Origin of the sequence: Pseudomonas sp. PAMC 26793 (genome assembly GCF_000313235.1) — a bacterium.
GTDB classification, from domain to species: Bacteria; Pseudomonadota; Gammaproteobacteria; order Pseudomonadales; family Pseudomonadaceae; genus Aquipseudomonas; species Aquipseudomonas yamanorum.
The window spans coordinates 160,497-174,093 of sequence record NZ_AMXG01000023.1 but is presented as its reverse complement, the minus strand read 5'-3'; the positions used below and the strand labels follow the sequence as shown (position 1 = coordinate 174,093).

Annotated in this window: 9 protein-coding genes; 1 reads left to right on the top strand and 8 read right to left on the bottom strand. The window is 61.9% G+C overall.

Annotated elements, in window-relative coordinates; all coding sequences use genetic code 11:
- Positions 1 to 126: 126 nt before the first annotated feature.
- The 8 genes from dbpA to betI form a co-directional block, all read right to left on the bottom strand.
- Positions 127 to 1,464, bottom strand: a complete 1,338-nt coding sequence (gene dbpA / locus D109_RS0108115) for an ATP-dependent RNA helicase DbpA (protein WP_236260841.1) — start codon at positions 1,462 to 1,464, stop codon at positions 127 to 129.
- A gap of 130 nt (positions 1,465 to 1,594) precedes the next feature.
- Positions 1,595 to 3,022 (bottom strand): multidrug transporter subunit MdtD, encoded by a 1,428-nt coding sequence (gene mdtD, locus D109_RS0108110; RefSeq protein ID WP_017476454.1) that lies wholly within the window; start codon positions 3,020 to 3,022, stop codon positions 1,595 to 1,597.
- Between the two features lie 36 nt (positions 3,023 to 3,058).
- The gene (locus D109_RS0108105; protein ID WP_017476453.1) at positions 3,059 to 3,949 is read right to left on the bottom strand and encodes an alpha/beta fold hydrolase; all 891 of its coding nucleotides are present in this window, start codon (positions 3,947 to 3,949) and stop codon (positions 3,059 to 3,061) included.
- 329 nt (positions 3,950 to 4,278) lie between these two features.
- The gene (locus D109_RS0108100; protein WP_017476452.1) at positions 4,279 to 5,595 is read right to left on the bottom strand and encodes a TldD/PmbA family protein; all 1,317 of its coding nucleotides are present in this window, start codon (positions 5,593 to 5,595) and stop codon (positions 4,279 to 4,281) included.
- Positions 5,595 to 7,037, bottom strand: coding sequence for a TldD/PmbA family protein (locus D109_RS0108095; protein ID WP_017476451.1), 1,443 nt, complete (start codon positions 7,035 to 7,037; stop codon positions 5,595 to 5,597). Before D109_RS0108095 ends, D109_RS0108100 begins: the two co-directional genes overlap by 1 nt.
- A 189-nt stretch (positions 7,038 to 7,226) precedes the next feature.
- Positions 7,227 to 8,930, bottom strand: coding sequence for a choline dehydrogenase (betA, locus tag D109_RS0108090; RefSeq protein WP_017476450.1), 1,704 nt, complete (start codon positions 8,928 to 8,930; stop codon positions 7,227 to 7,229).
- Between the two features lie 156 nt (positions 8,931 to 9,086).
- On the bottom strand, positions 9,087 to 10,559 hold the full coding sequence (betB, locus tag D109_RS0108085) for a betaine-aldehyde dehydrogenase (RefSeq protein ID WP_017476449.1): 1,473 nt from the start codon (positions 10,557 to 10,559) through the stop codon (positions 9,087 to 9,089).
- A 61-nt stretch (positions 10,560 to 10,620) separates the two neighbouring features.
- Positions 10,621 to 11,214 carry a transcriptional regulator BetI gene (gene betI / locus D109_RS0108080; RefSeq protein ID WP_017476448.1) on the bottom strand — a complete coding sequence of 198 codons (594 nt, stop codon included), beginning with the start codon at positions 11,212 to 11,214 and terminating at the stop codon, positions 10,621 to 10,623.
- A gap of 318 nt (positions 11,215 to 11,532) precedes the next feature.
- Between betI and betT the strand changes: the two genes are divergently transcribed.
- The gene (gene betT / locus D109_RS0108075) at positions 11,533 to 13,524 is read left to right on the top strand and encodes a choline BCCT transporter BetT (protein WP_017476447.1); all 1,992 of its coding nucleotides are present in this window, start codon (positions 11,533 to 11,535) and stop codon (positions 13,522 to 13,524) included.
- Positions 13,525 to 13,597: the final 73 nt, after the last annotated feature.

Sequence of the window (13,597 nt, the reverse complement as noted above, 5' to 3'; positions counted from 1 at the left end):
CAGTCAAATGTGGGAGCGGGCTTGCTCGCGAATGCGGAGTGTCAGTCACCGAATCTGTCGACTGATATACCGCATTCGCGAGCAAGCCCGCTCCCACATTTTTGATCTCGGTATAGCTTGAGATCTTTACAGGATACGCACGCGCAACGAACGGCCTTTGATCTTGCCGTCATTCAAGCGCTGCAGCGCCTGCTTGGCGATCCCGCGTTCCACGGCCACGAAGGCCTGGAAATCAAAGATCGCGATCTTGCCGACCTGGGCCCCCGGAATCCCGGCTTCACCGGTCAGTGCGCCAAGGATGTCGCCCGGGCGAACCTTGTCCTTACGGCCGGCGGCAATGCACAGGGTGCTCATCACCGGCAGCAACGGGCCGCCGCTCTGAGGCTTGAGGTTGTCCAGTTGGTCCCAGTTCAGCGGCGACTTCTGCAGTTGCTCGATGGCTTGGGCGCGATGGGCTTCGGACGGTGCGACGAGGCTGATAGCGATCCCGGTCTCACCCGCACGGCCGGTACGGCCCACGCGGTGAATGTGGATTTCCGAGTCGCGGGCCAGTTCGACGTTGATCACCATGTCCAGTGCATCAATGTCCAAGCCACGGGCGGCTACGTCGGTGGCCACCAGTACCGATGTACTACGGTTGGCGAACATCGCCAGCACCTGGTCGCGGTCGCGCTGTTCCAGGTCGCCATGCAGGCCGACGGCGGAGATGCCCTTGGCGGTCAGGTGGTCCACGGTTTCCTGCACTTGCTGCTTGGTAAAGCAGAAGGCTACGCAAGACGCCGGACGGAAATGCGCCAGGACCTTGGTCACGGCGTCCATGCGCTCTTCCGGGGAAATCTCGTAGAAGCGCTGCTCGATCTGATCGTCCGAGTGGAACGCTTCGGCCTTGACCTGCTGCGGCGCGCGCATGAATTTCGAGGCCAGTTGCTTGATGCTCACCGGGTAGGTGGCCGAGAACAGCAGGGTCTGGCGGCGGGCCGGGGTCTTGCTGATGATGTCTTCGATGGCGTCGTAGAAGCCCATGTCGAGCATGCGGTCGGCTTCGTCGAGGATCAGCGTATTCAAGCCGTCCAGCACCAGCGAACCCTTGCGCAGGTGCTGCTGGATGCGGCCCGGGGTGCCGACGATGACGTGGGCGCCGTGCTCAAGGGAGGCGATCTGTGGGCCGAGGGACACGCCGCCGCACAGGGTCAGCACCTTGATGTTGTCTTCGGCGCGGGCCAGGCGACGGATTTCCTTGGCCACCTGGTCCGCCAGTTCGCGTGTCGGGCACATAACGAGTGCCTGGCAGCCGAAGTAGCGCGGGTTGATCGGGTTCAACAGGCCGATGCCGAAGGCTGCGGTCTTGCCGCTGCCGGTCTTGGCCTGGGCAATCAGGTCCAGCCCTTTGAGGATCACCGGCAAGCTTTGCGCCTGGATCTGCGTCATCTCGACATAACCCAGCGAGTCGAGGTTAGCCAGCATGGCGGCGGACAGGGGCAAAGTATTAAAAGCGGTGGCGATGGTAGTCACGGGACTGGCTCTGCAAAACAAAATGTCGCGCAGTGTACCAGCCCCGTGGGATTTTCCCTGCAAGTTCTAGACGAGAAGCCTGTTAATGCTCAATGTCGTGCTCACGGCTGACCACGCGTTTGCCGTCTTTTGGCGACAATTGCAGGAAGATCGCCGCCGCCAGCATCGCCATGATGCCCACGGTGACGAAGGTCAATTGGAACGCGCCGAGCACGGTGTCGACCCCATCGTTGCCCACTTCGGCGGTAAAGCCGCCCAGCAGTGCACCGGCGCAGGCCACCCCCAGGCTCAGGGACAACTGCGCCACCACCGACAGCAAACTGTTGCCGCTGCTGGCCTGGGCGTCGTCGAGGTCGATCAGGGTCACGGTGTTCATCGCGGTAAATTGCAGCGAGTTGATCGCCCCGAGGATCGCCAGCATGCACAGCAGCAGCGGATAGGGCGTGTGTTCGCTGACCAGGCCCATGCTCGCCAGCATGATGCCCAGCGCCAGGGTGTTGCCAGTGAGCACCACGCGGTAGCCCAGGCGCTCGATCAGCGGCCGGGCGATGGACTTGGCAAACATCGCCGCCGCGGCCAGGGGCAGCATGCTCATCCCCGCCTCGGACGGTGAATAACCCAGCGCCACCTGCAACAGCAGCGGCACCAGGAACGGCAACGCGCCGCTGCCCAGGCGAGCGAACAGGTTGCCGAGGATGCCCACGGCAAAGGTTCGGGTCTTGAACAGCACCGGCGAGAACAGTGGATTGTCGATATGCCCGGCCCGCAGCCAATACGCCGCCAGGCACGCGAGGCCGCCGAACAGCAGCAACATCACCCGCAGGTGCGGCAGGTGCAATTCGCCGAGGCCTTCCATGGCGATGGTGATCAGCACCATCGCCGCGCCGAACAGCAGGAAGCCCACGCCGTCGAAACGGGTGCGTTCGCTGCCGCGCAGGTCGGGGATGAATTTCCAGACGGCGTAGCAGCCGATGATGCCCACCGGCAGGTTGATCAGGAAGATCCAGTGCCAGGTCAGGTATTGCACCATCCAGCCGCCCATGGTCGGGCCGAGCAGCGGGCCCAGCAGCCCGGGAATGGTGATGAAGCCCATGATCCGCACCAGCTCCGAACGCGGGTAGGCGCGCAACACCACCAGCCGGCCCACCGGTAACATCAAGGCCCCGCCCAGGCCCTGGATCACCCGGGCGCCCACCAGCATGGTCAGCGTGCTGGAGAGTGCGCAGAGCAACGAGCCAATGCTGAACAGCATGATCGCGCCGAAGAAAATCTTCTTGGTGCCGAAGCGGTCGGCCACCCAACCGGAGGCCGGGATCAGCAACGCCACGGTCAGCATGTAGGCGATCACCACGCCTTGCATGCGCAGCGGGTTCTCCGCCAGGTCTCGGGCCATGGCCGGCAAAGCGGTGTTGAGAATCGTCCCATCCAGCGATTGCATGAAGAAGGCAATCGCTACCACCCAGGGTAGCCAGCGGGCGGTCTTGGCATCGAGAGGGGCGCGATTCGGCATGAGTTACCTTTTTGTTAGCAGCCTATGTGTCGGCGATTATGCGCCATCGGCAACTCCTTTTCCCACTGGCGCTTCGTCTATATCTGACAACGCCACGTCTTTGCCCACCAGGAAATCAATCAACGCCCGGTGCACGGCCAGGGCCGCTTCGCGGGATTCCAGGTCGAGCAAATGGCCGGTGTGTTCGGCGGTGGCGAAGCTGCTGCGGCCCACGTATTTTTTGAACAGTTGGGCTTCGTCTGCGGGGGTGTACTCGTCCAGTACACCGTTGAGGAAGTGCACCGGGGTTTCGATCCGGGTCAGTTGCGGCAGGTAGTTGCCGTCACCCAGCGCCAGCACCTGGTGGATATGGAAGCGTGCCTGGCGATACTCGGTGGTGGCCATGGTCGACAGGTGCCGGTGGTTGTTGCGCTTGAGCCGGGGCGACAGGTATTTGCCCACGGTTTCATTCAGCAGATGGCCGACGGCGGATTTGTCATCGGCCTCGATCAGTACGCGCACCCGTTCCACATATTCGAGCATCGCCTGATTGAGGTTGGGCGCCAGCGCCATCACCACCGAGCTTTCAATGGAGGGCGGGTTATGGGCCAGGGTCAGCAGCGTGGAAATCCCGCCCCATGACGCGGACACCAGATGGTTGACCTGAAAGCGCTCCACCAGTGCCCTCAGGATTTGCACTTCATCGTCCTTGGTCACAAGGTCGAGGTCGGTGTTGTGGGGGCGCGAATAGCCGGAGAACGGCAAGTCGAACATCAGCACATTGAAGTGCTCGGACAGGCACTTGCTGGTACGGGCAAATGAGCGGGTGGTGGACAGCGCGCCATTGACCAACAGCACGGTTTTCTTCTCTGGGTTGTTACCAAGCTGCTCTACGTGAACGTTGTAGTGCTTGAACAGCTTTTCAATGACAAAACTTCCATGGTTCATGTCAACGCTCCAGCTTGCCCTATCCCGGGCAAGGTCATGCATCACTTGCGTGCAAGTGGGTTGAGGACGGCGGGGTGTTGTTTGAGTTTTTTTACCGCGCGGACGTGGCTAGATGCCACTAACCTTTATAACGAGGTTTTTCGCGAGCGACAACTGGCCGGACGACCAGGTGTCTGGAGTGGGCTTTTGAGGCCGAAACGAATCTGGATGTGGAATGCAATCAACTGTGGGAGCGGGCTTGCTCGCGAATGCGGTGCCTCAGTCACAGATGTAGTGGCTGACACGCCGCATTCGCGAGCAAGCCCGCTCCCACATGGGTTTTGCGTTGCTTATAAGGTCAGGGTCAGGCGCTTTACCAATGCGCCCGGTAATAGGTTGGACGAGGTATTGCGCTGGCTATACGTACTCGCCGACAGCAGCAATTCCCGATCAGCGGTCAGCGCTTCCAGTTGCGAGCCCAGCAGGCTGTACACGCTGTCATCAAAGCGCATGGTGCTGACCGGCGCCTTGATCTCGCCATCCTCGACCCAGAACGTGGCGAAGCGGGTCATGCCGGTCAGGCGCGCGGCGGGCTGGTCGGAATAGTTCAGGTACCACAGGTTGCTGATGTACAGGCCGGTGCCCAATTGCTTGAGGATATCGGCCTGGGCCAGGTTGCCGGCGGCCATCTGCAACGCGCTGGGGGATTCATCGCCGCTGGCGCCGTTGGTGCTCAGGCCGTATTCGGCCGCGCTGCGGGAGTTCACCAGTTGGCCTTCAGCCTTGCCTGCGTTGATCAGTTTCACGTCGCCGCGCGGATAGCCGTCGCGGGAAAACGCCGAACTCAGGGACCCACTGACCTGTTCGTCCAGGGTCACCAGCGGGCTCAAGGCCTGATCACCGTTGTACAACCGTTGCAGCGGGCTGCCCTTGCTGGCGATGGCCTGGGCGGAAAACCCGCCCCAGGTCAGCATGCTGATGATCTCTTCCATGGCCGCCGGAGCCAGGTAGGCGCGGTATTGCCCCGGTGCCAGTGGGTGCAGCGGGCGGCCGAGGAATTCCAGTTGCTCGCGGGCCTGCTGGAAACGCTGGGCGAAGGCCGCGCTGTCCCAATCGTTGCCGGCGTAACTGGCTTTCACCGCTTCGCCGTTGGCGTGGAACAGGCTGAAGTCGAAGTTGAAACTGTTGGCCTGGTGCCAGCCGAAGGCGCCTGATGAACTGGCGAAACCACGGCTGATCGGGCCAGCGGCGTAGAAGCCGACCATGTCCACACCTTCAGCGGCCACGCTGATTGCTTCCAGCACCTGGGCCAGGTCTGGCAGTGGTCGGTCCTGCTGGTCCTTGTTTTGCCAGGCGTTGTGGTTGAGCAGCAGGTACGGATCCTGCGGCAACAACGGCAGGGTCTCGCGCAGTTGTTGCAGGCCGTCGGCCAGGCGCTGGCGATCCAGTTCAGGCTCGCCCGCCAGGGTGATGCCGAGGTCGGCGTGGCGCCCGTCGTTGATCAGCTTCAGGTTCAGGCTGGCCTGTTGCACCTGGCCGGCCTGGCGCACTTTGCCGTGGTTGAAACGCACAAACTCGGACGATTCGTCGGCGTAGCCGAGGTGGAATTGTTCGTGGTCGGTGATGGCCTGCTTGAGCCAGTCCACCAAGGCTTTGAAATTTTTCATCAGGCGTCTCCCCCGAACACGTCCACATTGCTGAACACACAGGCCGGCGACGCATGGCCGACGCGGATCACCTGGTTGGGTTCGCCCTTGCCGCAGTTCGGCGTGCCCAGCACCTTGAAGGTGCTGGCGTCGCCAACGGCGCTGAGGTTGCGCCAGAACTGCGCGGAAATCGCCCGGTAGTTGGGGTTCTTCACCACACCTTTGAGCTCGCCGTTTTCAATCAACTGGCCCCATTCGCAACCGAACTGGAATTTGTTGCGTGCATCGTCAATCGACCAGGAACGGTTGGTGGACATCAGGATGCCGTGCTCGATACCGCCAATCAGTTGCGCCATGTTCTGGTCGCCGGCCTCGATATTCAGGTTGGCCATGCGGTCGATCGGCGCGCGGTTCCAGCTGCAGGCACGGCTGTTGGCCACGCCTTGCATGCCGGAGCGGTATTGAGACAGCGCACCGCCCAATGGCTTGAGCAGCAGGCCTTCGCGGATCAGGAATTGTTTGCTGGCCTTCGTGCCGTCGTCGTCATGCCCGTAGCTGGCGAGCTGCTCGGGAATGTCCGGGTCGAAGGTTACGTTCAGCAGCCTGGAGCCGTATTGCAGGTGGCCGAAGTCGCTGGCCTTGACGAAGCTGGTGCCGGCGTAATTGCGCTCGTCGCCGAGGATGCGGTCGAGTTCCAGCGGGTGGCCGATGGATTCGTGGATCTGCAGGATCATCTGGTCGGGCATCAGCAGCAGGTCGCGTGGGCCCTGGGGCGTGTTTGGTGCCAACAGCAGTTGCAGTGCCTGGTCGGCAATCTGCGGCGCGGCGCCCACCAGGCCGAAGCGGCTGATTACGTCAAAGCCGCCTTGCTGGCCGAAGTTAGTGCCGCCCAGGGTGCGGGTCTGGCTGTCGTTGCCGTCGTAGGCCGTGACGTTGACGCCGGGGAACACAAACCGCTGGGCCTGGCGCAGTTCGGCGCCGGCGCTGTTGAGGTAGATCTGTTCGACGTGGGTGGTGCCCAGGCTGACTTCCCAGTTCACCAGGCGCTCGTCCTTGGGCACGGCGGCGGATTCGGCGCCGAGCAGCTGGTAGCAGTCGCTCAGGGACGGGAAGGGCTGGTCGAGGCTCGGCGACAGGTAGTCGGCGATGTCGCTGGACACCGGCTGGTCGCGCAGGTCGAGCAGGGCGTGGGGCTTGATCAACCGGGCTTGCTGTTCGGCGCGCTCAAGGGCGGCTTGCAGGCCGGGCAGGGAAATGTCGTGGGTGGCGGCATAGGCTTCGACGCCATTGAGGCGCACGGTAAGCATCGCGCCTTCGTCCTGGCTCAGGTGTGGCGGCTCGGCGACGTTCTTGCGTACCGACAGGTACTGGCCGGACTCGCGGACATAGCGCAGGGAGAAGAATTCGGCGTTGGTGCGCAGGGCACTGAACTGCTTTTTGAGTGTGGCGTGGTGTTCGAACATGGGGCCTTCCTTGTGGGCGGCGCGGCGCGGGCAGGCGAACAGATTAGGCCTGAGGCGGGGAGCTGATCAAGGAAAGCTGATTACCTGTGGCGAGGGAGCTTGCTCCCGCTGGAGTGCGAAGCGCTCCCAAGACTTTGGGGCTGCTACGCAGCCCAGCTGGAGCAAGCTCCCTCGCCACAGTGTTATCAGTTACTGCGCAGTAGGACCTACTTCACGCATCGGCTTGCCACGCACCGGCGCATCGCCTGCTACGTAGTAATCCGCAGTGCTGCGCGGCAGTGGCTGGCGGCCACGGATCTTGTCGGCGATTTTCTCGGCGATCATGATCGTCGGCGCGTTCAGGTTGCCGGTGGTGATGATCGGCATGATCGAGGCGTCAACCACGCGCAGCCCCTGCATGCCATGCACACGGCCTTCGGCATCAACCACGGCCATCTCGTCGGTGCCCATCTTGCACGAGCAGGACGGGTGGAACGCGGTCTCGGCGTGCTCACGGATAAATTTATCCAGTTGCTCGTCGGTCTGTACGTCGATGCCCGGGCTGATTTCGCGGCCACGGTATTGATCGAGTGCCGGCTGTTGCATGATTTCACGGGTCAGGCGGATGCCGTCGCGGAATTCCTGCCAGTCCTGCTCGGTAGACATGTAGTTGAAGAGGATGCTCGGGTATTCCCGTGGGTTCTTCGACTTCAACTGCACGCGACCGCGGCTCGGCGAACGCATGGAGCCCATGTGCGCCTGGAAACCGTGCTCTTTCACACCGTTGCTGCCGTTGTAGTTAATCGCTACCGGCAGGAAGTGGTACTGGATGTTCGGCCAATCGAAGTCTTCACGGGTACGGATGAAACCGCCCGCTTCGAACTGGTTGCTGGCGCCGATGCCGGTGCCGTTGAACAGCCACTCGGCACCAATGGCCGGCTGGTTGTACCAGAGCAGCGACGGGTACAGCGAGACCGGTTGGGTGCAGGCGTATTGCAGGTACAGCTCAAGGTGATCCTGCAGGTTTTCGCCGACGCCTGGCAGGTCGTGGACCACCGGGATGTCGAGGCTTTCCAGCAGTTTGGCCGGGCCAACGCCGGAGCGTTGCAGCAGTTGCGGCGAAGCGATTGCGCCGCTGCACACCAGGACTTCCTTGCGGGCACGGGCTTCAACACGTTCTTCCGCAGCGCCGATCAGGTAGCGCACGCCGACGGCACGCTTGCCTTCGAACAGGACTTTGTCGGTCAGGGCGTGGGTGACGATGGTCAGCGTCGAGCGCTTCTTGGCCGTGTCCAGGTAACCGCGAGCGGTGCTGGCGCGACGACCGTTCGGCGTCACGGTACGGTCCATCGGGCCGAAGCCTTCCTGCTGGTAGCCGTTCAAGTCTTCAGTGCGCGGATAGCCGGCCTGTACACCGGCTTCAACCATCGCGTGGAACAGCGGGTTGTTGCCGGCTTTTGGCGTGGTCACGCTGACCGGGCCGTCGCCACCGTGGTAGTCGTTCGGGCCGATGTCGCGGGTTTCGGCTTTACGGAAATACGGCAGGCAGTCCAGGTAGGTCCAGTCTTCCAGGCCCGGCAGTTTCGACCAGTTGTCGTAGTCCATCGCGTTGCCGCGGATGTAGCACATGCCGTTGATCAGCGAGGAGCCGCCGAGGCCTTTGCCGCGACCGCATTCCATCCGGCGGCCGTCCATGTGTGGTTCTGGATCGGTTTCGTAGGCCCAGTTGTAGCGGCGGCCTTGCAGCGGGAACGCCAGGGCGGCGGGCATCTGGGTACGGAAATCGAGACGGTAGTCCGGGCCGCCGGCTTCCAGCAGCAGGACGGTGACGCCTTCGTCTTCGGTCAGACGGGTCGCCAGGGTGTTACCGGCGGAGCCGGCACCCACAATGATGTAGTCGTATTCTTGGGACATTAAATGCACCCTCATTTAGATATGGTCAGGTCAGGCGAGTGCTTCGCACTCATCGCAGGCAAGCCAGCTCCCACAGTTGACCGGGTTCACACGGTCAACTGTGGGAGCCGGGCTTGCCCGCGATGGCGGCCTCGCGGGCAATACAAAACCCAGGGGTTAGAACACCGAGGCGTAGTCGCCCAGTTCAACCTGTACCGATTTGATGCGAGTGAAGTTGTTCAGCGAGCTGATCCCGTTTTCACGGCCCACGCCCGATTGCTTGTAGCCGCCAACCGGCATCTTCGCGTCGGACTCGCCCCAGGCGTTGATCCAGCAGATACCGGCTTCCAGCTGATGAATCACGCGGTGGGCGCGGTTCAGGTCCTTGGTCACCAGGCCAGCGGCCAGGCCGAAGTCGGTGTCGTTGGCGCGGCGGATCACTTCTTCTTCGGTGTCGTAGGTGAGGATGCTCATCACCGGGCCGAAGATCTCTTCACGGACGATGGTCATTTCGTCGGTGCAGTCAGTGAACACGGTCGGGGCCACGTAGGCACCCTTGGCGAATTCGCCGTCGGTCAGGCGGTCGCCGCCGCACAGCAGGCGCGCGCCTTGCTCTTTACCTTTGGCGATGTAGCCAAGCACGCTTTCCATGTGGGCAAAGCTGACCAGCGGGCCGAAGTTGGTGTTTGCATCTTCCGGGTTGCCGATGCGGATGCGGGCAACGCGCTCGGCGATCTTGGCTTCAAACGCGCCTTTGAGGGCGGTCGGAACGAACACGCGGGTGCCGTTGGTGCAGACCTGGCCCGAGCTGTAGAAGTTGGCCATCATCGCGATGTCGGCGGCGCGGTCGAGGTCGGCGTCGTCGAAAATGATCAGCGGAGATTTGCCGCCCAGTTCCATGGTGACTTCTTTGAGCGAGGAGCTCGAAGCGCTGGCCATGACTTTCTTGCCGGTGTCGGTGCCGCCAGTGAAGGAGACTTTCTCGATGCGCGGGTGCTCGGTCAGCCAGGTGCCGACTTCACGGCCGCTGCCGGTCAGGACGTTGAACACACCGTCCGGAACGCCGGCTGCGGTGTAGATTTCAGCCAGTTTCAACGTGGTCAGCGAGGTGACTTCGCTTGGCTTGAAGATCATCGCGTTACCGGCCGCCAGGGCAGGTGCGGATTTCCACAGGGCGATCTGGATCGGGTAGTTCCACGCGCCGATACCGGCCACGACGCCCAGCGGCTCGCGACGGGTGTAGACGAACGAGGTGTCACGCAGCGGGATCTGCTCGCCTTCGATGGCGGGCACCAGGCCTGCGTAGTATTCCAGCACGTCGGCGCCGGTGACGATGTCGACGTATTGGGTTTCGGAGTATGGCTTGCCGGTGTCCAGGGTTTCCAGGGCGGCCAGCTCATCGTTGCGCTCGCGCAGGATGTCGACGGCGCGACGCAGGATGCGCGAACGCTCCATGGCGGTCATGGCGGCCCAGATTTTCTGGCCCTTTTCGGCGCTGACCACCGCGCGCTCAACGTCTTCTTTGGTGGCGCGTTGCACGTTGGCGAGAACTTCACCGTTAGCCGGGTTGATGGCTTCGAAAGTGGCATCGCTGCCAGCGTCGGAGTAGCCGCCGTCAATGTAGAGTTTTTGCAGTTCGAAACGGGCCATAAAGTCCTCGCAAGTGCATAAGTGGTTGGCGCGGTTCGGGAGTTGAGCGGTTATGTGCGCTCTAACTCGCCTGCTTGGCCAATTGGAAATCCATGTATTCGTAAGCGATCCGTTGCGCCTGCTCCGTGTCGAAAGCGTCTCCCGACAGGGCGCCGCGCAACCACAAACCGTCGATCAGGGCCGCCAGGCCTCGGGCTGCGCTGCGTGCCTCGGACAACGGCAACGCTCGGCGGAACTGGCAACACAGGTTGGAATACAGACGGTGATCGTTGATCCGCTGCAACCTGTGCAATGACGGGTGGTGCATGCTGGTGGCCCAGAAGGCCAGCCAGGTTTTCATCGCCGGGCCGTTGACTTGGCTGGCGTCGAAGTTGCCTTCGATGATCACCTGAAGATGAGCCCGCGGGCTGTCATCTTTCAGCGCCAACCGGCGCTCGGTGACGTTCTCGATCAGCACGTTCATCAGGTACCGCATCGTGGCGGCGATCAGGCCATTCTTGTCCTGAAAGTAGTGACTGATGATGCCGTTCGAGACACCGGCCAGACGGGCGATCAGCGCAATGCTGGCGTCTCCCATCCCAACCTGATCGACCGCAGTCAATGTGGCTTCGATCAACTGCTGGCGGCGTATGGGTTGCATACCGACCTTGGGCATCGTGCACCTCTCCTTAGGCCTGCCAACGGGCGATAAACGTCCGTCGACTTATGGGCCAGTCTATTTTGTTTTGATTGAACGTTCAATCAACAAAGAATAAGATCTGCGACAAATGGTCGCTGCCTACAGGTATTTCCTACGTGCATGTGGTGCCACCTGACATCGGGAAACCCCATGAAACAGCCCGGCACAGCGGTTCGCCGGGGTTCGTGGTTTTTCGGGGTGTCTTTATACACCCGTCCGTCGACTGCCGAAAAATCGATGGCTCGGGTCATGCGTTGCCTTGTGTTTCTCTGCACTGCCCGGAGCATCTGTGCCATGAGTTCTGCCTCTCTTATAAAGACCCCGCCGGAAAAGGTACGGGTCAACGGTTGGGTGTTCTACACCTCCACCGCGCTGATTCTGTTGTTGACCGCGATTCTGATCATCGCCCCGCAGGAAGCCGGCAGGATGCTCGGTGTGGCCCAAGCCTGGTTGTCGAAAAGCTTTGGCTGGTACTACATGGTCGTGATCGCCGCCTACCTGGTGTTTGTGGTGGGCCTGGCGTTTTCGTCCTACGGCAAATTGAAACTGGGCAGCAAGGACGACACCCCGGACTTCAGCTACGGCGCCTGGGCCGGCATGCTCTTCTCGTCGGGCATCGGCATCTCGCTGCTGTACTTCGGCGCGTCCGAGCCGCTGGACCACTACTTCAACCCGCCTGAAGGCGCATCGGCCACCGGCGAAGCCGCACGCCAGGCCTTGCAGTTGACGTTCCTGCACTGGGGCCTGCACGGTTGGGCGATCTACGCACTGGTCGGCCTGGCCGTGGCGTACTTTGCCTACCGTCATAACCAGCCGCTGGCCTTGCGCTCGGCGCTGTACCCGCTGGTGGGCGAGCGTTGGGTCAAAGGTGCGGCCGGTCACGCGGTGGACGGCTTCGGCATGTTCGTCACGCTGCTGGGCCTGGTGACGAACCTGGGGATTGGTTCGATGCAAGTGTCGTCCGGGCTGGAAAACCTGTTCGGCATGGAGCACAGCAACACCAACCTGCTGATCGTGATCATCGTGATGAGCACCGTGGCGACCATCGCTGCCGTGTCGGGTGTGGAGAACGGCATTCGCCGCCTGTCCAACCTGAACATCGTGCTGTTCAGCGGCCTGCTGATTTTCGTGCTGCTGTTCGGCCCGACCTTGCACTTGCTCAACGGCTTCGTGCAGAACATCGGCGATTACATGAACGGCATCGTGCTGAAGACCTTCGACCTGTACGTGTACGAAGGCGACGCCGACAAGACCGAACGCTGGATGGGCCTGTGGACCCTGTTCTACTGGGCCTGGTGGATTTCCTGGGCGCCATTCGTGGGCATGTTCATCGCGCGTATTTCCCGTGGCCGCACCGTGCGTGAACTGGTGGCCGGCGTGCTGCTGATCCCGCTGGGCTTCACCCTGGCATGGCTGTCGATCTTCGGTAACTCGGCCCTGGACCTGGTGGTCAACCATGGCGCGGTGGAGTTGGGCAAGACGGCGCTGGAACAGCCGTCCATGGCGATCTACCAACTGCTTGAGCATTACCCGGCGTCGAAAATCGTCATCGGTGTGTCGATCTTCGTGGGCTTCGTACTCTTCCTGACCCCGGCGGATTCCGGCGCGGTGATGATGGCGAACCTGTCCTGCAAAGGCGGCAACGTTGACGAAGATGCGCCCCACTGGTTGCGGATTTTCTGGTCGGCGGTGATCACCCTGGTGACCATAGGCCTGTTGTTCGCCGGTAACTTCGAAGCCATGCAAACCATGGTGGTGCTGGCGGGCTTGCCGTTCTCGGTGGTGCTGGTGTTCTTCATGTTCGGCCTGCACAAGGCGATGCGCCAGGACGTGGCGACCGAGCTGGAGCAGGCGCAATTGGCCGAACGTGGTCGTCGTGGTTTCAGCGAGCGTTTGACTGCCCTGGACCTGCAACCGAGCCAAGGTACCGTGCAACGCTTTATGGATAAGCACGTCACGCCGGCGCTGGAAGAAGCGGCGACTGCGTTGCGTAATCAGGGGTTGGAAGTGCAGACCCTGCTGGGCAAATCCAAGCGCTGTATTGGTGTGCGCATCGAGATGGAAGAGGGTAATCCGTTTGTCTACGAGGTGAGCCTGGATGCTTATTCGTCGGCACCGGACGACTTGCCCGAGGAAGAGCGCACGCGCTACTACCGCGCCGAGGTTTACCTGCACAACGGGCCTCAAGAGTACGACCTGATGGGCTTCACCCAGGAGCAGATCACCCGGGACGTGCTCGATCAGTTTGAAAGCCATCGGCAGCTCCTTGGCCGTGTCTATAGCTAAAGGTTATTGGTGATGATCGTTCCCACGCTCCGCGTGGGAACGCATCCTGTGACGCTCCGCGTCACGATTTCAA

Excerpts from the sequence above, each read along its gene's own strand:
- D109_RS0108100 (WP_017476452.1), bottom strand. The coding sequence starts at position 5,595 with ATGAAAAATTTCAAAGCCTTGGTGGACTGGCTCAAGCAGGCCATCACC.
- D109_RS0108105 (WP_017476453.1), bottom strand. The coding sequence starts at position 3,949 with ATGAACCATGGAAGTTTTGTCATTGAAAAGCTGTTCAAGCACTACAAC.
- betI (WP_017476448.1), bottom strand. The coding sequence starts at position 11,214 with ATGCCCAAGGTCGGTATGCAACCCATACGCCGCCAGCAGTTGATCGAA.
- D109_RS0108095 (WP_017476451.1), bottom strand. The coding sequence starts at position 7,037 with ATGTTCGAACACCACGCCACACTCAAAAAGCAGTTCAGTGCCCTGCGC.
- betT (WP_017476447.1), top strand. The coding sequence starts at position 11,533 with ATGAGTTCTGCCTCTCTTATAAAGACCCCGCCGGAAAAGGTACGGGTC.
- mdtD (WP_017476454.1), bottom strand. The coding sequence starts at position 3,022 with ATGCCGAATCGCGCCCCTCTCGATGCCAAGACCGCCCGCTGGCTACCC.
- dbpA (WP_236260841.1), bottom strand. The coding sequence starts at position 1,464 with ATGCTGGCTAACCTCGACTCGCTGGGTTATGTCGAGATGACGCAGATC.
- betA (WP_017476450.1), bottom strand. The coding sequence starts at position 8,930 with ATGTCCCAAGAATACGACTACATCATTGTGGGTGCCGGCTCCGCCGGT.
- betB (WP_017476449.1), bottom strand. The coding sequence starts at position 10,559 with ATGGCCCGTTTCGAACTGCAAAAACTCTACATTGACGGCGGCTACTCC.